Source organism: Pseudarthrobacter sp. fls2-241-R2A-168 (genome assembly GCF_030209335.1).
Classification (GTDB): domain Bacteria; phylum Actinomycetota; class Actinomycetes; order Actinomycetales; family Micrococcaceae; genus Arthrobacter.
The window spans coordinates 78,930-97,257 of sequence record NZ_JARVSG010000013.1; the positions used below are offsets into that span (position 1 = coordinate 78,930).

Sequence of the window (18,328 nt, forward strand, 5' to 3'; positions counted from 1 at the left end):
CAGACCCGCGGCGTCGCGGGGAGCGGGCCGGGACGCCGCTGTCTGCGGTTGTTACTGTACCTTCGCGGACGCCAACTCCTGGGCCAGGAAATCCAGGACGGGCTGCGCCTCCGGGCTGCCCGCCGCGTGGTTGAGGTGCCCGTGGACGGCGCCGCGGGCCAGGAAGTAGGACACCGGAACACCGGCCTGCTCCAGGTTGGCGGCGAACAGCTCGGAGGAGCCGCGGACGTCGTCGTACTCGCAGGCGACGATGGCCGTCGGCGGCAGCCCTGACGGGTCGGCATAGCCAGGCATCGCGTAGGAGGACGCCATGCTCACGGGACCGCCCACATAGTTCTCCGCATTCCGCAGGCAGTCCTCGATCGTAAAGCGGAGGTGCCGCGGCAGCGTCGCCATCACCTCCTCGTCCAGTCCGCCCGCGGGCGGCGGCAGTTCGGCATGGAGGAAGGGATACGCCAGCAGGAGCTTCGCGGGGAGCGGCTTGCCGGCGTCGGTCAGGTAGAGCGCGGCGCCCACGGCGAGGTTGCCGCCCGCGCCTGCGCCGCCCAGGCACAGGAGATCCGCATCCAACCCGAGTCCGGCGGCGTTCCGGCGGATCCAGAACCATGCCGCCAGCGCGTCCTCGTGGGGCACCGGAAAGTGCACTCCGTCGCGGGCCAGCCGGTAATCGACGGACAGCACCGGGATCCCGCTTGCGGCGAGTACGCGGCCCAGATAGTCGGATTCGGGCATATCAAGGCCGCCGCTGACGAAGCCGCCGCCGTGCAGCCACACCAGCGCTGGCCCACCGGTGGAGGACGGCTCCCCATAGATCCGGATATCCACCGGCCCGCGCTTGCCCTCTGCGATGACAGTGCGGATGGGCACGTCGGGCCCCATCTGGCTGGGCAGGGTTTCCGGACCTTCGGGTGCCGCCATGTACAAGGCGAAACCAGCGTCAGGCGCGAGCGTCCCGCCGTCGGACGGCACGGACGATCCCCCCTGCCGGGCTGTCATGACCGGCCCAGCTTTTCGGTGAAGAAACCGACGGCGGCCGCGAGAATGTTGTCCAGCTGGTCTTCCGCGCCGAAGAAGCAGTGGTCGCCGCCCTTGATGGTGACCACTTCATGCTCAACGCCTGCTGCCGCGAGCGCCGCGGCCAGGAGGTCGGTCTGTGAGTGCGGCACCAGGCCGTCGCTGTCGCCGTGGATCAGCAGGAACGGCGCCGCGCCGGCGGTGACGTAGCTGACCGGGCTTGCCGCAGCCAGCAGCGCGGGATCGTCCGAGCCGCCCACCAGCATGTACTCGGGCTGCAGGGACATTCCGGCCGGAACAGCTGCGGTCAGCGCCGGCGGGAAGAGCCCGTCAGGGGTGTTCATCGGCGGGATTTCCACGAGCGAGGAGACCCCGTAGAAGTCGACGACGGCGCTGACGCGGCTGGAGTGCCCCTGCGCACCGAGCCCGCCGTGCAGGTCCTCCCTGGCGCCAGTCAGTCCGAGCAGCGCGACAAGGTGCCCGCCGGCGGATTCGCCCCAGGCGCCGAACCGTTCCGGGTCCACGCCGAGGTCCGCCGCATATTCGCGCAGGTAGCGGACGGCCGCCTTCAGGTCGTGCAGCTGCGCCGGGAACGGCGCCTCCAGGCAGTGCCGGTAGTCCACGGTGGCGCAGGCGATTCCGGCCTCGTTGAGCAGCCGGAACACTGAGTCCGGTGCAAAGGTGGGCGGCAGTTCGCGGCGGTCGCCCAGCTGGAAGGCCCCGCCGTGGACCCACACCACCAGCGGCACGGGCGCGGCGGCCTGGCGCGGCAGCCAGATGTCCATCTTGAGCGGCCGGAACCCGATGGCCCGCGCATACGTGACTTCACGGTGGACGGCGGAGATGTCCGAGACGTTTTCGGGCAAGCCCGGGGCGTCGAAGACAGGGAACGGGGGAACGTCCACACCACCGGGCCGGGCAGAATCGAAGGGTTTGGTTTCGTAGACCTCGGTGGCTTCGTTGACACTCATGGTGCGCTCCTTACAAGTTGGGGGTCTTTGGCAAGCTGGGGCGTTTCACCAGTGCCGCCGCGGGCGGCGGCAAAGTGGTGCTTTCCAGGTCCGACGACGGCGGGAGGCTGGCCGGGCAGGCGGACGTCGGCGATGGTCCCGGCCGGGACGGTGGCACTCAGCTGCAGGCCGCCGTCGTCCGCTGTCCACTCCACTTCAATCAGGCCGTGAGGTCCCTGATGCGAAGTGGCCGCGGAGGCCAGGCCGGCGCCGGGGCGCGGTTCGATGATGATCCGTTCGTAGCCCGCGCTGCCGGGAGCCTGGCGGAGGCCTGCGGTGTAGCGGTGCAGGAAGGACACCACAGCGCCCTTGCTGTAGTGGTTCAGGGACTGGTGCGGGGTGCCATCGGCGTCGATGCCGTTCCACAGCTCCCACATGGTGGTGGCGCCGCGGTCGACCATCACCAGCCAGGAGGGTTCAGAGTCCTGCATCAACAGCTCGTAGGCGAGCTCCAACTCACCATTGTCAGCCAGGACGGGCAGCAAATAGGGCGTAGCCAGGAAGCCGGTCCCCACGTGCGTTCCTTCGGCCCTGATCAGTTCGACGAGCTGGGCCGTCACGGCGGCGCGCCGTTCCGGGCTGACGAGGTCAAACGCGAGGGCACGGACGCAGTTGGCCTGGCTGGATTGGGTGACGTGCCCGGCGGCGTCGACGTATTCCGTTTCCCAAGCCTGCCTTACGTTCTCGGACAGTTCGGCGAGCGCGGCGGCTTCCTCCTCGCGGCTGAGAACATCGGCAATCCTGGCCAGCAGGGCGGTGGTGTTCCGGTAGTAGGCGGTGGCCACGATGCCGTGGTCGGCGGAGCGGGCGGCGAACAGGTCCGGTTCCGGGCCGTCCGGTTCCATCCATTCGCCCCAGTGGAAGCCTGTGTCCCAGAGGTACTGCTGGTGTGGCGCCGGTGTTGGACTGGCGGCCTGGCGGTCCTGGTGCCGGCGGGATTCCGCGGAGGTCCGGACGAAGTCCACCCAGCGGTTCATCGCGTCCCAGTTCTCGGCGAGGATTCCGGCATCGCCGGTGGCCAGATACAGCTCCCACGGCACCATGACAATGGCGTCTCCCCAGCCGGCTGAACCGTTAATAAAGGCCATAAAGTCCGCCGACGTGACCTCGGGACCGGGCGACGGAGAGATGTTGGCAATAACGCCGTTCTCCCATTGGTCGGCGCGGACGTCGTTCAGCCATTTGCGGGAGAACCCGGTGACGTCGAAGAGATATGCAGCAGTGGGTATAAACAGCTGCCAGTCCCCTGTCCAGCCCGCCTTTTCCCGCTGCGGGCAGTCGGTGGGGACCTCACAGGCGTTGTCCCGGAAGCTCCACTGCACAATCTCGTGGAGCTTGTTCAGCCGCTCATCGCTGCAAGTGAAGGTGCCCAGGGGCTCCAGGTCCGTCTGGACCAGGCAGGCGGTAATGTCCTCCCGCGCGAGGTCCGTCGTGAGGCCGCGCAGTGACACGTACTGGAAGCCGTGGGTAGTATGCCGCGGTTCGAATACTTTTCCCGGATCGCCCGACGCCGCCACCTCGTCAACCTGGCCTGCGGACAGGAACTGGCCAGGGTGGCGAAAGTCGAGCGGGCGCAGGTGGTCTTGGGTCACGTCACCGGAGGGGCCGAGCGCCTCCCCGTACACAAGGGTGACCTTCTCCCCCGGCGCGCCAAGCCTGGTGAGGCGCACCCAGCCGTGGATGTTCTGGCCGAAGTCCACCACCTGGTGGTCGTCTGCCAGGCGGGTGATGGACATGGGCTCGAGCACTTCCACCACCCGCGTGGCTGGTGCCACGGGCCCCGTCAGCGTTTCGTAGCTTCCGTCTCGGGCGACGGCGGCGCTCACCTGGGGCGCGTTTGCTGCCGGCACCCGGAAGTCCACCCGCTGGCCGGCCATCAGGTCCGCGCTGAGGATCTCCGTTGGCGAAACCAGCCAGGACTCATCGGTGCCGATCACCGTCCTGCTGTCCCCGGACTGCAGCTCCAGCTGCGCAAGGAGGGCTGTGTGCGTGCCGTACATGCCGGCGTCGCGCGTGAAACCGAAGGTCCCGCGGTACCAGCCGTCGGTGAGCACTGCGTGGAGGGTGTTGGTTCCGGGGCGCAGCAATGCGGTGATGTCGTAGGCCTGGACCTGGAGGGTGGTGTTGTAGCTGGTGGAGCCAGGGGTGAGTTGCTGGTCGCCAACCCGCTGTCCGTTGAGGAACAGCTCGTAGATGCCGTGGGCGGTGGCATAGATGCGGGCTGACTCCGGGGTGACCTCCAGCCCGAAGGTTTTGGACAGGCGGTAGCCGGGCCGTTCCCCGGGAGCGGGAACAGCCCGCTCCTCCGGCCCGATCCACTGTCCGGTCCAGTCAGAAGGGTGCAGGAGTCCCAGTTCCACCGGCATCGGTTCGGACCAGGCGCTCTCCGTTTCGATGCCGTTGGCATCCGCGGCCCACGTCCGCACGCGCCATTCGAACCGGCTGCGCGACTGCAGCTCGGGACCGGAGTAGGGCACCAGCAGGTGCTGCGCAGACTCCATCCGGCCGGTATCCCAGCCATTGCTGGCTGTGATCTGGTATCCGGTCTGGGCTGTTGCGCCGTCGGGGAGGGTCCAGCTGATGCGCGGCCGGGTGGTGGTGATGCCCATCGCCTCGCGGAGATGCTCCACGCGAAGCCGGGTGGGGCTGGCGGAGGCGAGGAGGGATTCCTCGACGCCGGCGTCGAGACTGGTGGAGGTCATGCAGGAGGCTCCTGAACGTGGGGCAGCTGGAGTTCCAGCTTCGTTTCCGGCGGGCCGCCTTCCACAGACATCTTTCATTGGTTGGAATGATATTGTGTTCCAGCTCACGGACTCCGGTCCGCACCTCCAACCGCGCAAGGACCTTCGGCCATGACTGTCACCCCGGACACCGACAGCACTCCCGCCCGCGGGAAGCGGCCCAAGCAGGGCGAACCGGTGATTGACCGGGCGCTGAGCCTGCTCGCGGTCTTTTCCGACCGCCGTCGCGCTTTAACCCTCTCGGAACTGGCCCGCCACGCCGGAATGCCCGCGCCCACCGCGCTGCGCCTCATTGCCCGGCTGGTTGCATGGGGCGCACTGGAGAGGCTCGACGACGGCCGTTACGTTGTGGGGGTCCGCCTATGGGAGGTGGCATCCCTGTCACCGCGCGGCCACGGCGTGCGCGAGATCGCGCTGCCCTACCTGGAGGACCTGTTCGAAGTGACCCGCCACCACGTCCTGCTGGCCGTGCGGGACAACGAGGAAGCGGTGTTGATCGAGCGGCTGTCCTCGAAGGACGCCACGGAAGTGGCGTACCGGGTGGGCGGACGCGCGCCGCTGCGGAGCACTGCCGTCGGGCTGGTTCTCCTGGCCGGCGCGGACCAGCAGTTCCAGGAGGCCACGCTGCGGAAGCCGCCGGAGCACGAACCCGGCGTGGAGCACATGCCCGAAGGCCAGCTGCGCCGGACCCTGTCTGATGTGCGGCGCACCGGGATTGCCATGATCCGCCGCTCCGCACCCTCGAAGACGGTGTCCGTGGCGTCGCCGATCTTTGACGCGCAGGGGTCCGTGGTGGCCGCCCTGTCCATCGTGGTGCCGGACGGCTCAACACCGCCTAACGTGCTGGCCCCGGCGGTCCGGGCCACGGCGCGTGCCGTGTCCAGGAACCTGGGCCACCTGGCCGAAGTCAGCCCTGACGTGCGGACACACTCGGAGGGGTAGGCGGCGGAAATGCTCGGTGTGGGCCGCCGACTTGGTCAGTGGTGCAGCTGCATCCGCTGGAGGACAGTGGCGGAGATTTCTTCAACCGACATTGACGCGGAATTTACGTAGGGCACGTGGTTGACCCTGTACATGTCCTCGGCGTTCCGTAGCTCATAAGTGCACTGGCCCAGCGAGGCGTAGTCGCTGCCCGGCCTGCGTTCCTGGCGAATCTGGCTCAGCCGGACGGGCAGGGAGGTCAGCCCAAAGCACTTGTTCACAAAAGGCAGCAATGGTTTCGGCAGGGACAGGCTGCCGAAATCTTCCTCCACCAGGGGAAAGTTGGCGGCGAGGATGCCGTGCTGCAGCGCCAGGTACATGGTGGTGGGGGTTTTTCCGCACCGCGAGGGAGCGATGAGGATCAGTTCGGCCCGCTCTAGCGCACGCACCGACTGGCCGTCGTCGTGCTCGATGGCGTACTCGACGGCGGCCATGCGGGACTGGTAGCGGACTGCGTCACCGACACCGTGGGCCTGGCCGGGCTGCCCGCTGGCGGGGACGTGGAGTGCCTGTTCCAGTTGGCCGATATGTGCGCCGAAGAGGTCGAAGAAGTGCCCTTGGCTCCGGGAAAGAACGGTGCGAATATCGTTATCGACCGTGGTGGAGAAGATGATCGGCCGGGGTCCGGCGGCGGCCAGCCGGTCGATGACGGCGACCACTTCGTCAGCCTGCTCCACCGTGGTGATGAACGGGATGGTCCGCCGCTCCAGGTGCCGGGTGGGAAATTGCGTGAGCAAGGTATTGCCCAGCGTTTCGGCGGTGATGCCGGTGCTGTCGGAAAGGAAGAACACCGTGGGGGCGGACGAGCTGCCCGCCCCCACGGTATCCATCCGGTGTTGGTCCGCCACTTAGACCGCTGAGCGCGTTCCGGAGCGGGCCAGCCGCAGCCAGGTGTCGGTGACGGCGTCAGGGTTCAGCGAGATGGAGCTGATGCCCTTTTCCAGGAGCCACTCGGCAAAGTCCGGGTGGTCGCTGGGGCCCTGCCCGCAAATGCCGACGTACTTGCCCTTGGCACGGCAGGCGGCAATGGCCATTTCCAGGAGCCTGGTTACCGCCGGGTTCCGTTCGTCGAAGCCTTCGGCCACCAGTGCCGAATCGCGGTCCAGGCCCAAGGTCAGCTGGGTCAGGTCGTTGGAGCCGATGGAGAAGCCGTCGAAGTACTCGAGGAACTCATCGGCGAGCAGGGCGTTGGCGGGCAGTTCACACATCATCACGATCTCGAGATCGTCCTCGCCGCGGCGCAGCCCGTTGGCGGCTAGCAGCTCGGTCACTCCCCGGGCCTCGTCCAGGGTCCGCACGAACGGGACCATGATCTTGATGTTGGACAGGCCCATTTCGTTGCGCACGAACTTCAGGGCTTCGCACTCAAGCTCGAAGGCCTGCCGGAACGAGTCCGAGAGGTACCGGGACGCGCCCCGGTAGCCGATCATCGGGTTCTCCTCGGTTGGTTCGAATGCGGGACCGCCCAGCAGGTTGGCGTACTCGTTGGACTTGAAGTCCGAGAGCCGGATGATGACGGGTTCGGGGGCAAACGCCGCGGCGATGGTGGAAATGCCCTCGGCCAGGCGCCGGACGTAGTAGTCCCGGGGCCCGTCGTAGGCAGCCGTCTTCTCGCGGATCTGGCGGACGGTGTAGTCCGAGAGGCTGGCCGGGCGTTCGATTTCTCCCGCCACTGCCAGCAGGGCATTGGGGTGGATACCGATCTGGCGGTTGATGATGAATTCGAGGCGGGCCAGTCCAACACCGTGGTGCGGAAGCCGGGCGAAGCTGAAGGCCTGCTCGGGGGTTCCCACGTTCATCATGATCTTGACCGGCGCCGGCGGCATGGTGTCCAGGCTGGTCTCGTTCAGTGTGTAATCCAGCAGGCCCTCGTAGACCAGGCCCGCCTCGCCCTCGGCGCAGGAAACAGTGACCGGTGAGCCGTCAGCCAGGACCCGGGAAGCATTGCCGGTACCGACGACGGCCGGGATGCCAAGCTCGCGGGCAATGATGGCTGCGTGGCAGGTGCGCCCGCCGCGGTCGGTGACGATGGCGGCGGCCTTCTTCATAATGGGTTCCCAGTCCGGGTCCGTCATGTTGGCCACCAGGACGTCCCCGGCCTGGAACGAGGCCATCTGGTCGATCGAGGTGAGGACCCGGACCTGGCCGGCGCCGATGCGCTGGCCGATGGCCCGGCCCTCCACCAGGACGGCCGAGCGCTCGTTCAGGGTGTACCGGGAGATGGTGCCGGTGGCCTTCCGGGATTCGACGGTCTCAGGACGCGCCTGAAGGATGTAGAGCTCGCCGTCCACCCCGTCCTTCCCCCACTCGATGTCCATGGGGCGGCCGTAGTGCGCCTCGATGGCCATCGCGTGGCGGGCAAGCTCCTCGACTTCTGCATCCGTCAGGCTGAAACGGCGGCGAAGGTCCTGCGGCACAGGAACGAAGTCCACTGTCCGGCCCACCTCGCGGGATTCCGTGTAAGTCATCTGGACTGCTTTTTCACCGAGGCCGCGCTTGAGCACCGCCGGCCGACCGGCGGCCAGGGCGGCCTTGTGGACGTAGAACTCGTCGGGGTTGACGGCGCCCTGGACCACGGCCTCGCCGAGGCCGTAGGAAGAGGTGATGAAGACGGCGTCGTTGAAGCCCGTTTCGGTGTCCATGGTGAACATCACCCCGGAGGCGCCGACGTCGGAGCGGACCATGCGCTGGATGCCGGCCGAGAGTGCAACTTCTGAATGCGTGAAGCCGTGGTGCACCCGGTAGGCGATGGCGCGGTCGTTGTAGAGCGAGGCGAAGACATCCTTGATGGCGAGCAGGATGTTATCCACGCCCCGGATGTTCAGGAAGGTCTCCTGCTGCCCGGCGAAGGAAGCATCCGGCAGGTCTTCGGCCGTGGCGCTGGAGCGCACTGCCCAGGACACGTCACCGCCGTGGTTGTCCGTCAAACGGTGGTAGGCGGTCCGGATCTGCTCCTCGAATCCGGCTGGAAAGGGGGTGCTGCTGATCAGGTCCCGGATTTGCTTCCCGGCCAGGGCCAGGGCGGTCACATCGCCGCTGTCCAGGTCCTTAAGGATCTCTTCGATCCGGGTGTCGAGGCCGGACCCGCTCAAGAAACGCCGGTAGGCGTCTGCTGTGGTGGCGAAACCGTCCGGGACCTTGACCCCGGCGGAGGCGAGGTTTCGGACCATTTCGCCGAGCGAGGCGTTCTTGCCGCCGACTTGATCGAGATCGGACAGGCCGAGGTCCGAAAACCAAAGAACGTCAGTCATAGGTGGTGCTCCTTCGTTGGGCACGCTCTGACAAGCGCTGAAAAAAGATGTGATGCAAGGTTGGGCGGGTAAGTCGCCCAGAAGCAACTGCATGTGACCTATGCGACACTCTGGCCATGTAACGAAGAGTCACCAAAGAGGCTAATTCGTGCTTGCTGTCGCGTGGCACACCGACAATGTTGGCGCGCACATGTGATGTCGGTTTCAGGGATCCAGACTTGCCAGGGTCTTCGCGCTGGACTGGGCCGCCCCGGAACTGGGGCGGCTCAAGTCCTGAACGTCCATCCTGATCAAGTCCACATACGCGACGGCCCGTGATGGATGCCAGCCGGAATGCGGCAGCGCCGAAACCGCGTGCCGCCGCACCCCCGCCTAGAACGGTGGTGGCTCTGGCTGTTGGAGCATATTGAGGACTTTTCCGTGGTCCGCTGGTTCGGTGGTGTATTTCCGGCCCAGCGGTGAACGCCATTCCAGGTCCCCGGAAGGGGAAGAGTGTCTGTAGCTCCACGCGCCGATGGATTTCAGCGCATGATGCCTGCGGCAGAGCATTGCCAGGTTACCGGGATCGGTCGTCCCGCCGTCCTGCCACTCGACGGTGTGATCGGGCTCGCAGACACTGGCCCGGCGGGTGCATCCCGGGAACCGGCAGGTCCCGTCACGGCACTGCAGATACCGGCGCAACGCCTTCGGTGGACGATATGCCCGCCGCCCCACACCCAACGCCTCCCCGGTGGCACCGTCCGTGAACAGCAGGTACCAGGCAGGCGCCAGCGCCGCCAAACGCCGCGCCGTGGCAGCATCAAGAGGGCCATACCCTTCCAGTTCAGCCGTCCCAAACTCAGCGCCCGGCGGTCCGGCCGCGCCAAGCCCAGCCGCGCCAAGCCCAGCCGCACCAAAACCATCCACTCCAAACCCAGCTCCCGGAGGCCCCGCCGCGCCAAGTCCGGCTGCCCCAAACTCAGCACCCGGGGGTCCGGCCGTACCAAGCCCCGCTGCCGCGGAGGGCACTGTGGGAGGTTCGGCGGGTATCGGACCGCCGTCGGAACCGGGGCTGCCGCCCATAACCTGTCCCACCGGGATAGTCACCACGATCTCAGGGCAGAACACCCCGAATTCCACCCCGTCAGGGCCCCAAAAAAGCTTGTCGGACCCGCCCGTTTCAGGGCCACCCAAGAGGCGGTAGGCCAGTGACTCGGCGCGGAACTCCGACAGCGTAGGCGCATCCACAGCAGCGCCGGCTTCAGAAACAGTGCCAGGTCCAGGAGCAGCGCCGGGTCCAGGAGCAGCGCCGACTTCTGCACCGCTGGATCCAGAAGCCGAGCCGCGCCCAGGAAGATCTTTGAGCTCCGCTACCCGTGCGCTGGCCAGCCGTGCGTCACGATCGAGTCCGCTATAGATTGCCATTCCGACCTCCGCGGTGAGGAACGCCGAGAGCGTGCACATCCCGTCCGGCTCGGCCCTGAACCACACACCGCGCTCACGCCGGGCCGCCTCCTTGCGGGCCGCCAGGCTTTCAGGATGCAACTGTTCACGCAACCGCCGCAGACAGGCCCGCAATTCAGCCGGCGTCCGCCTGCGCCCGTGCCGCGTCCGCGTGCGCCGCAACGCCACCGACGCGAACCGTTCAACCTGCCCGGCAGGCAGGGAACGGGCCTGGTCAACAATGATCCGGGCATGCACCTCGGAAATGTCGCCGGCCTCCAGGGCCTCAAGGACCTCCCAAAGCGACCCCGTCAGCTCCGCCGCATCATTAAGCACCCGTGCAGCCGTGCCCTCCGAAAGCGCACACGCCGTTGACACTTCGGTGACAGCAAGCGCATGCACCTCATCCCCGCCAAACCGTACCGGCTGGCTCTCCTCCCGTGCGGGAGCTTCCTCGGCAATAGCTTCCTCGACCCGGGCAAGCGCCCCCTGCTTCATGCCCGTAGCCCACGCGATCAACCTGTCAGCAGACTGCACCATCCGGACCGCACCATCCGCCGTCAGGAACGCGGGAACCGGGAAACTCACCGTCCCCGCCAGGAGCGAATCCTCCCCGTCCGTGAACTCAACAGCCGGAACCCACGCCTCCTCATCAATGACGAACGGCTGAACCTCCACGCTGCACCCCCTTCACGGAACCACCGTCCCTCCTCCTCGGGACACCTTCAGACTAGGGGTGGGGTCTGACATTCATGCCGCCAACCGATCCGGGCCGCGGCATGCAGCCTCGTGCTGCCGGAAAGGGGTCCAGGGTCAGTACTCGCCCTTGATCACAAAGTAGGAGCCGCGGATGACGCCGGCGAGCTTGGATTTCTGGCGCGCGAACTTGAAACTGGATGCCAGTTCCTCGGGAACGTCCATCCCGTCGGAGAGCTTGAACCCGACCGCCCGTTTCCCGCCTTCCTCAAGGCCGTACATCACGTTGATTGCCAAGCCGGACTCATAAAACACGTACGCCATGCGCAGCCCGTCCACTTCGAAGGAGGACACTTCGAGTGGACGGGACGCGATGACGAGATTGCGCTCGGTGGAGAGGATGTTGTGCACATAGGCCACCGTCTCCGGCGCCTCGGCGGCAGGGGTGACGGTGAAATCGTGGTCGTACTTGTTCTTGTAGTACCGCGCTTCGTTGGCGCGCAGCCCCGCCAGCGCTTCCGCCACGGGTGACGACTCCAAACCAACGGTGGAGACGTCCTTGAAATCAACGGTGTACGGCAATGGGTCCTCCTGGGAGTTTTCCTTCGCAGCCTAGACCAAGTTCTCCACCAGGGACACGTCACGCACCGCACCCTTGTCGGCCGACAGCGCCATGGCGGCGTAGGCGCGGAGGGCCGGGGAAACGTAGCGGTCCCGGTTCTTGGCCTTGTACCCGCCATTGGCTTCCAGTTTTTCGCGCCGTTCGGCAAGGACCTCGTCCGAAACCTGCAGCTGAAGGGAACGCCGCGTGATGTCAATGCTGATGATGTCGCCGTCCTCCACCAGGGCGATAGCGCCGCCGGAGGCAGCCTCCGGTGAGATGTGCCCGATCGACAGGCCCGAGGTGCCGCCGGAGAAGCGCCCGTCCGTGATGAGGGCGCACTTCTTGCCCAGGCCGCGGCCCTTGAGGAACGACGTCGGATACAGCATTTCCTGCATGCCCGGTCCGCCGCGCGGACCTTCGTAGCGGATGACGACGACGTCGCCTTCCTTGACGCCCTTGTTCAGGATCTTTTCCACCGCTTCGTCCTGGGACTCGCATACGACTGCCGGGCCTTCAAAGACCCAGATGGACTCGTCCACGCCGGCCGTCTTCACTACGGCGCCGTCGACGGCCACGTTGCCGCGGAGCACGGCCAGTCCGCCGTCCTTGGAATAGGCATGCTCCACCGAGCGGATGCAGCCTTCTGCGGCGTCGGTGTCCAGGGAGGTCCACTGGTTCGACTGGGAGAACGCGGTGGAGGAGCGGACGCCGCCGGGAGCCGCATGCCACAGGGCCTTCGCCTCTTCCGTGGCCTTGCCGCCGCGGATGTCCCAGTCATCCAGCCAGCCGTCCAGATCCGCCGAGTGCACGGAGTGGACGTTCTTGTGCAGGAGGCCGCCGCGGTTCAGTTCGCCGAGCAGCGCAGGGATGCCGCCGGCGCGGTGTACGTCCTCCATGTAATAGGTCTTGTCCTTGGCAACGTTTGGGGCAACCTTTGCCAGGCAGGGCACCTGGCGTGACTTGGCGTCCATCTCGGCCAGTCCGTACTGCACGCCCGCTTCCTGGGCCGCGGCCAGCAGGTGCAGGATCGTGTTGGTGGAGCCGCCCATCGAGATGTCCAGGGCCATGGCGTTGTCAAAGGCCTCGGCAGTGGCGATGGAGCGCGGCAGAACTGAGTCGTCGTCGCCGTCGTAGTAGCGCTTGACGAGCTCGACGACGGTGGCGCCGGCCTTCTCGTACAGCGCCTTGCGTGCGGTGTGGGTCGCCAGCACGGAGCCGTTCCCCGGCAGGGCCAGGCCGATGGCCTCGGCGAGGCAGTTCATGGAATTGGCGGTGAACATGCCCGAGCAGGAACCACAGGTGGGGCAGGCGTTCTCTTCGATGAGGTTGATGTCTTCATCGGAAATGGACTCGTCCACGGCGTCGGCAATCGCGTTCACCAGGTCCAGGGAGCGTACGGAGCCGTCGGTCAGGGTCACGCGTCCGGCCTCCATGGGACCGCCGGAGACGAACACTACGGGGATGTTCAGGCGCAGCGCGGCCATGAGCATGCCCGGCGTGATCTTGTCGCAGTTGGAGATACAGACCAGGGCGTCGGCGCAGTGTGCGTTGACCATGTACTCCACGGAGTCGGCGATCAGGTCGCGGGACGGCAGGGAGTAGAGCATCCCGGAGTGACCCATGGCGATTCCGTCGTCCACGGCAATGGTGTTGAACTCGCGCGGCACGGCGCCGGCGGCGAGGATGGCGTCAGAGACGATCCGGCCCACAGGAGCGAGGTGGGTATGGCCGGGGACGAATTCGGTGAAGGAGTTGGCCACGGCGATAATCGGCTTGCCGATGTCTGTGTTGGCGACGCCGGAGGCGCGCAGCAGTGCGCGGGCGCCGGCCATGTTGCGGCCATGGGTGACAGTGCGGGAACGGAGTGCAGGCATGCTACCGATCCTGCCGTGCCCGGCGCTCGTGCGGAAGACAGTGCTGATACTAGTAGTGGGAGTACCAGAGTACTAGTGTTGATTCCCGTGAAAGATGCCGGGGACAGACGCAAGGAGCTGGGCCTGTTCCTGCGGGCGCGCCGGGACCAGGCACTGCGGTCCGAGTATGGATTACCGCCAGTCGCCCGCCGGCGTGAGAGAGGGCTGAGGCGGGAGGAAGTGGCCTTCCTTTCCGGCGTCAGCGTCACCTGGTACACATGGCTGGAGCAGGGCCGGGACATCAGGCCCTCCCGCGAAGTCCTGGAAGCCGTGGCCCGCACCCTGCACCTTTCGGAAACCGGGCGTTCCTACGTCCTGTCATTGGGCGGCTATTCAGTGCCCGTCACAGCCGGTCCGGTCGCGGCCGACGCTCCCGCCCACATCCAACGCCTCCTCGACGCGTTGGGCCCGAACCCCGCCTTCGCGCTGGCACCTGACTGGAGCGTGACCGGCTGGAACAGGGCCTACGCCGCGCTGTATCCCAACATCGCCAACGTCGCCGCGCCGGAGCGGAACCTGCTCTGGCTGGTCTTCACGGACCCATACGTCCGGGAGCTGCTCCCGGACTGGGACGTCACCAGCAGGCGGTTCCTGGCCGAATTCCGGGCCGAAGCGGGTCAGCGGCTGGGCGATCCGGATGTGGCCTACCAGGTGGAGCGGCTCAAGGACACCAGCCCGGAATTTAAGGAAGGCTGGGACCGGTACGACATCCTCGGTTTCGAATCCCGCGAACGGCTCTTCCACCACCCTTCGGTGGGAGTGCTCCGGCTGGAACACCACCAGGTCTCGCCCTCGGACCGCCCCGACCTGCATCTTGTGGTCTACACCCCGGCGCCCGGCAGTGACGCCGCGGTGCAGATCCAGCGGCTGCTCTCGGCCGGCAGCTAGGCCGAGAGCTGCCCCCGGCAAGCCTACGAGTCCGTGTGCCTGCCCTTCAGCTTGTCCAGGATCCGGTCCACCATGCCAACGCCCGGTCCCAGGGTTTTGTGGAACAACTCGGAATGCGGTGCGCTGGGGTGCGGCCTGGTGGGTGCCAGCTTTTTCGCTTTCTCCACCTTTTCGCCGAGGTCGACGAGTTTCTCCCGGGGGATGTGCAGCCGGAGCTTGGGAAACTGTTCAGTCTCCTCGTCGTTGGCGTGATGGCTCAGCTGCGCCTCAAGCTCATTGACCAGCTCCATAAAGGCCGGTTCGGCAGGCTCCACCTTCTCCAGCCGCTTCATGAGCTTGACGATCTCGTCGTGCTCCTTCTTGTCATGTTCCACTTCTTCCTTGCCGTTGGGCACGTGGTCCTCGACGGCCGGATAAACGTACATTTCCTCGGCAACCGCGTGACGCATGACCTCCGCGATCAGGGTGTCCGCCAGGTCCCGTGCGCCGTCCCCGGACGCACTCCTGATCTGCGCTATCAGCGCAATCATGTCCTGGTGATCACTGGTCAGGATGTCCACAACGTCCACGTTCGCTCCGGCGGAATTGGTATCACTCATGAGCTTGCCCTCCTCCTGGATCGCTCCCTGTAAGCGACGTAAGAGGGTCAAAATACCATGCGGCAACAGGGCGATCCATAGGTGGAAAGTGCCCCGGATCAGGCTACCTAACGCGCCACCTTAAGCTGCTCGAGCAGGTCCTCCCACAGCGCGGCACTAGCGATCCTGTTGTGGATCACGGTTCCCGAATCAGCAACGATCCCGGCCATACCGGGGCCTGGCACAAACGGCACCAGGACACTATCGCCCAGGGTCAGCGTGCTGCCCAGCTGCACAAAAGACGGAACGTCCAGCAGCCGCTCCGCCAGCCAGGACCCCACCGGCGATGCGGCAGCCAGCTCGTTCTTCACCGCATCCACTGCAACGGTCATCTGGGCGTACTCCTCGCACGGGATCCGGACCAGGGGCATCCCCGACGCCATCACCTCCGCAACGGATGCGGCGTCCGTGTCCGAGTTGTATTCCCCGCGGTCCGCTTCGGCCAGTGTGCCGCCCACCCACACCAGCGCCGCACGAACGGCGAGCGCCGGGTCCAGCCGCAGCGCCGCAGCAATATTGGTCAGCGGTCCTCCGCACAGGATCGTGGTCCGCTCACAGCGCGCGGAGGTCTCCACGATCTCGCGCGCCGCGGCGCTGACCTGCCACGCGCCGGTTCCGGGAGCCTCGGCACCCGTCATCACCCGGACGTCGTCGATCCCCATCAGCTCCAGCAGCTCCTCGGCCAGTTCCGTCCCCCGGCTGGCTGTGGTTGCAGGGTCGGCTCCTGCTGCCTTGGCAAGTCCCGGATCCAGGGGTGAGCTCGTCACCAGGACCGTCGCGTCCGGGCCGCACCGCAATAGGATGTGCGCCAGGGCCACAAGCCCGTCGGGATCGCCGCCGAAGTCGTTATCCACGACCAGCAGCTCCGGCAAAGCCGCCACGCCTACGCCCCGGCCGGGACGGCCAGCACGGCAGGCACGCTGAAGCTGTGCGTACCGGCACCGACGGTGCGCTGCCCACCGCCCGGAAGTACGACGTCGGCCTCCACTCCCCCAGGTACCGTTGCCTCGAGGCGGAACGCGCCGTCGTCGTGCTTCCATTCCACGCGGACCGTTCCGTGCGGAGTCTTCAGCGAGGTCTTGGCCCAGTCGATGCCCCCGCCCGGCACCGGCGCGACCCGCACCTTGCTGTAACCGGGTGCGAGCGGGCTGATGCCCCCAACAGTCTTGTGCAGCCAGTCGGCTACCGCACCCAGGGCGTAGTGGTTGAAGCTGGTCATCTCGCCCGGGTTGATGGTGCCGTCCGGGAGCATGGAGTCCCACCGCTCCCACACGGTGGTGGCGCCCATGGTCACCGGGTAGAGCCAGGACGGGCAACCCTCCTCCAGCAGCAGGCGGTAGGCCTCCTCGCTGTGGCCGGTGTCCGTGAGCGCGCCGGTGATGAACGGGGTGCCTGCGAAGCCGGTGGACACCCGGTAGTTGTTCTTCCGGACCAGCTCGGCGAGGCGCTCCCCGGCGAAGTCGACGTGCTCGGCGCTGGGCAGGATCCCGAAGGCAATAGCCAGGGCGTAGACGGTGGTGCAGTCGCTGCGGATGGTGCCGTCGGCGGCCACGTAGTGCTCCAGGTACGATGCCTGGACCCGGGCGGCAAGGTTTTCGAAGTACTCGGCATCGTCCTGGTGCCCCAGCAGCCGGGCCGTTTGGGCCGTGATGGAGGCGGTGCGGAACATACACGTGGTGGCAACAACCCCGGTGTCCGCCTTCGCGTCCCACGGCTTGTCCGGATCGGCGTCCGGGTCCAGCCAGTCGCCGAACTGGAACCCTGAATCCCAGAGTCCCGTGGGCGAGAGCAGGCCTTCCACCCGGCGGGTGTGGGAGGACATGGATTCGTACTGATTCTGCAGCACGGTGAGGTCCCCATAGGCCTCCCACAGCGCCCACGGCACCCAGACCGAGGCCTCGCTCCACAGCGCTGACGATTCCGGCGCCGGGAACTCAGGCGGCTGCGGGCAGTACTTCAAAGCATCCGGCACGGTGATGGGCACCAGGCCGTCCGCCGCCTTCTGTTCCGCGGCAAGGTCAAGAAGCCAGTCCTGCAGGAAACCCTTGACGTCGTAGAGGAACGCCGCGGTGGGCGCGAAGACGGCGATGTCCCCGGTCCAGCCGAGCCGCTCGTCGCGCTGCGGGCAGTCCGTGGGAAGGTCCAGAAAATTGCCCCGCAGGCCCCAGACGATGTTGCGGTGCAGCTGGTTGACCAGTTCGTTGGAGCACTCGAAGGTACCGGTACGCTCCAGCTCGGAGTGCACCACCACCGCCTCAAGTGAATCGGCGGTCAGGGCTCCGGGCCAGCCCAAGACTTCGGCGTAGCGGAACCCGTGGAAGGTTTTGGTGGGCTCGAAGGAGTCCTCGCCGCCGGACAGGATGAACGTGTCAGTGGCCTTGGCCGACCGCAGGGGCCGGACGCCCAGCTCGCCGTCCTCCAGCACCTCGGCGTGGCGCACGGTAATGGCCTGCCCCGCCTCACCCCGTACGGTGAACCGCAGCCAACCCACCAGGTTCTGGCCGAAGTCCACCAGCGTTTTGCCGGAGGGTGAAGCGAAGATTTCGACGGGACGCACGACGGCGGTACGCACCACGGGCGGGCCCACCGGCTCAGCCAGCCGGCCGGCGTCGAACTCCAAGGTGCGCACCCCGGCCCACGTTCCGGCGTCGAAGCCTGGCTCCGCCCAGCCCGGCTGGTTCCGTCGGGCGTCGATGGTCTGCCCGTCGTAAAGATCGTTGAATATGGTGGCGGAGGGGCCGGACTGCCAGGAGGAATCCGACGCAACGGTCTGGACATGTCCGTCCTCGAATTCGATGTCCAGCTGTCCGAAGAAGCCCAGCTCGTCCCCGTAGAGGTTGGACATGCCGTGCCAGGCGAGCCGGCCCCGGTACCAGCCGTTACCCAGAGAAACCCCGATGACAGTTGTAGGCCCCACGAGCGCCGTCACGTCGTAGCTGCGGTACCGGAGCCGCCACTCGTAGGAACTCCAGCCCGGGCTCAGCACATCCTCGCCCACCGGAACGCCGTTGACCAGGGCCTCGTAAACCCCGAAAGCGGTGGCACGGAGCGTCGCCTTGGCCACCGCGCCGTGCCCTTCGGCCAGCCGGAATTCCTTACGGAGCAGCGGGGCGCCGTCGAACTCTTCGTCAGGGGTGATCATGGCGGCGTGCCAGGGAGTCGAAGTCATG

Annotated in this window: 13 protein-coding genes; 2 read left to right on the forward strand and 11 right to left on the reverse strand. The window is 66.7% G+C overall.

Going from position 1 to position 18,328, the window contains the following annotated elements:
- Positions 1–51 precede the first annotated feature (51 nt).
- Genes QRN11_RS09665 through QRN11_RS09675 form a run of 3 tightly spaced genes read right to left on the reverse strand, consistent with a single transcriptional unit; the run spans position 52 to position 4,726 of the window.
- Positions 52–996: an alpha/beta hydrolase gene (locus QRN11_RS09665; protein ID WP_285250793.1), complete on the reverse strand. Its 945-nt coding sequence runs from the start codon at positions 994–996 to the stop codon at positions 52–54.
- On the reverse strand, positions 993–1,985 hold the full coding sequence (locus QRN11_RS09670; protein ID WP_285250794.1) for an alpha/beta hydrolase: 993 nt from the start codon (positions 1,983–1,985) through the stop codon (positions 993–995). The genes QRN11_RS09665 and QRN11_RS09670 overlap by 4 nt, the downstream gene beginning before the upstream one ends.
- Entirely contained in the window at positions 1,982–4,726 is a 2,745-nt protein-coding gene (locus QRN11_RS09675) for an alpha-L-rhamnosidase (protein ID WP_285250795.1), read from the reverse strand. The genes QRN11_RS09670 and QRN11_RS09675 overlap by 4 nt, the downstream gene beginning before the upstream one ends.
- Positions 4,727–4,876: 150 nt before the next feature.
- On the opposite strand from QRN11_RS09675, the gene QRN11_RS09680 reads away from it, so the two are divergent.
- Positions 4,877–5,707: an IclR family transcriptional regulator gene (locus QRN11_RS09680; RefSeq protein ID WP_285250796.1), complete on the forward strand. Its 831-nt coding sequence runs from the start codon at positions 4,877–4,879 to the stop codon at positions 5,705–5,707.
- A gap of 35 nt (positions 5,708–5,742) precedes the next feature.
- Here QRN11_RS09680 and QRN11_RS09685 read toward each other — a convergent pair whose 3' ends face one another.
- From QRN11_RS09685 to ilvD, 5 genes are all read right to left on the reverse strand, one after another.
- On the reverse strand, positions 5,743–6,576 hold the full coding sequence (locus QRN11_RS09685) for a pyruvate, water dikinase regulatory protein (protein WP_285250865.1): 834 nt from the start codon (positions 6,574–6,576) through the stop codon (positions 5,743–5,745).
- An 18-nt stretch (positions 6,577–6,594) separates the two neighbouring features.
- Positions 6,595–8,997 carry a phosphoenolpyruvate synthase gene (gene ppsA, locus QRN11_RS09690; RefSeq protein WP_285250797.1) on the reverse strand — a complete coding sequence of 801 codons (2,403 nt, stop codon included), beginning with the start codon at positions 8,995–8,997 and terminating at the stop codon, positions 6,595–6,597.
- A 372-nt stretch (positions 8,998–9,369) separates the two neighbouring features.
- On the reverse strand, positions 9,370–11,097 hold the full coding sequence (locus QRN11_RS09695) for an HNH endonuclease (RefSeq protein WP_285250798.1): 1,728 nt from the start codon (positions 11,095–11,097) through the stop codon (positions 9,370–9,372).
- A gap of 135 nt (positions 11,098–11,232) precedes the next feature.
- Positions 11,233–11,697 carry a DUF8821 family protein gene (locus QRN11_RS09700; protein WP_285250799.1) on the reverse strand — a complete coding sequence of 155 codons (465 nt, stop codon included), beginning with the start codon at positions 11,695–11,697 and terminating at the stop codon, positions 11,233–11,235.
- A 30-nt stretch (positions 11,698–11,727) separates the two neighbouring features.
- On the reverse strand, positions 11,728–13,593 hold the full coding sequence (ilvD, locus tag QRN11_RS09705; RefSeq protein WP_285250800.1) for a dihydroxy-acid dehydratase: 1,866 nt from the start codon (positions 13,591–13,593) through the stop codon (positions 11,728–11,730).
- Between the two features lie 87 nt (positions 13,594–13,680).
- On the opposite strand from ilvD, the gene QRN11_RS09710 reads away from it, so the two are divergent.
- Positions 13,681–14,520: a helix-turn-helix transcriptional regulator gene (locus QRN11_RS09710; RefSeq protein WP_285250866.1), complete on the forward strand. Its 840-nt coding sequence runs from the start codon at positions 13,681–13,683 to the stop codon at positions 14,518–14,520.
- Positions 14,521–14,543: 23 nt separating this feature from the next.
- On the opposite strand, the gene QRN11_RS09715 is transcribed toward QRN11_RS09710, so the two are convergent.
- The 3 genes from QRN11_RS09715 to QRN11_RS09725 all read right to left on the reverse strand — a co-directional run bounded on the left by QRN11_RS09715 (position 14,544) and on the right by QRN11_RS09725 (position 18,327).
- Positions 14,544–15,119, reverse strand: coding sequence for a hemerythrin domain-containing protein (locus tag QRN11_RS09715; RefSeq protein WP_285250801.1), 576 nt, complete (start codon positions 15,117–15,119; stop codon positions 14,544–14,546).
- A 107-nt stretch (positions 15,120–15,226) separates the two neighbouring features.
- Positions 15,227–16,039 (reverse strand): nucleoside hydrolase, encoded by an 813-nt coding sequence (locus tag QRN11_RS09720; protein ID WP_285250802.1) that lies wholly within the window; start codon positions 16,037–16,039, stop codon positions 15,227–15,229.
- A 2-nt stretch (positions 16,040–16,041) separates the two neighbouring features.
- On the reverse strand, positions 16,042–18,327 hold the full coding sequence (locus tag QRN11_RS09725; protein WP_285250803.1) for a glycoside hydrolase family 78 protein: 2,286 nt from the start codon (positions 18,325–18,327) through the stop codon (positions 16,042–16,044).
- Position 18,328: the final 1 nt, after the last annotated feature.

What these genes read in the sequence shown, in the direction of transcription:
- QRN11_RS09665 (WP_285250793.1), bottom strand. Translation starts at nt 996, where the DNA reads ATGACAGCCCGGCAGGGGGGATCGTCCGTGCCGTCCGACGGCGGGACG.
- QRN11_RS09670 (WP_285250794.1), bottom strand. Translation starts at nt 1,985, where the DNA reads ATGAGTGTCAACGAAGCCACCGAGGTCTACGAAACCAAACCCTTCGAT.
- QRN11_RS09675 (WP_285250795.1), bottom strand. Translation starts at nt 4,726, where the DNA reads ATGACCTCCACCAGTCTCGACGCCGGCGTCGAGGAATCCCTCCTCGCC.
- QRN11_RS09680 (WP_285250796.1), top strand. Translation starts at nt 4,877, where the DNA reads ATGACTGTCACCCCGGACACCGACAGCACTCCCGCCCGCGGGAAGCGG.
- QRN11_RS09685 (WP_285250865.1), bottom strand. Translation starts at nt 6,576, where the DNA reads ATGGATACCGTGGGGGCGGGCAGCTCGTCCGCCCCCACGGTGTTCTTC.
- ppsA (WP_285250797.1), bottom strand. Translation starts at nt 8,997, where the DNA reads ATGACTGACGTTCTTTGGTTTTCGGACCTCGGCCTGTCCGATCTCGAT.
- ilvD (WP_285250800.1), bottom strand. Translation starts at nt 13,593, where the DNA reads ATGCCTGCACTCCGTTCCCGCACTGTCACCCATGGCCGCAACATGGCC.
- QRN11_RS09715 (WP_285250801.1), bottom strand. Translation starts at nt 15,119, where the DNA reads ATGAGTGATACCAATTCCGCCGGAGCGAACGTGGACGTTGTGGACATC.
- QRN11_RS09725 (WP_285250803.1), bottom strand. Translation starts at nt 18,327, where the DNA reads ATGACTTCGACTCCCTGGCACGCCGCCATGATCACCCCTGACGAAGAG.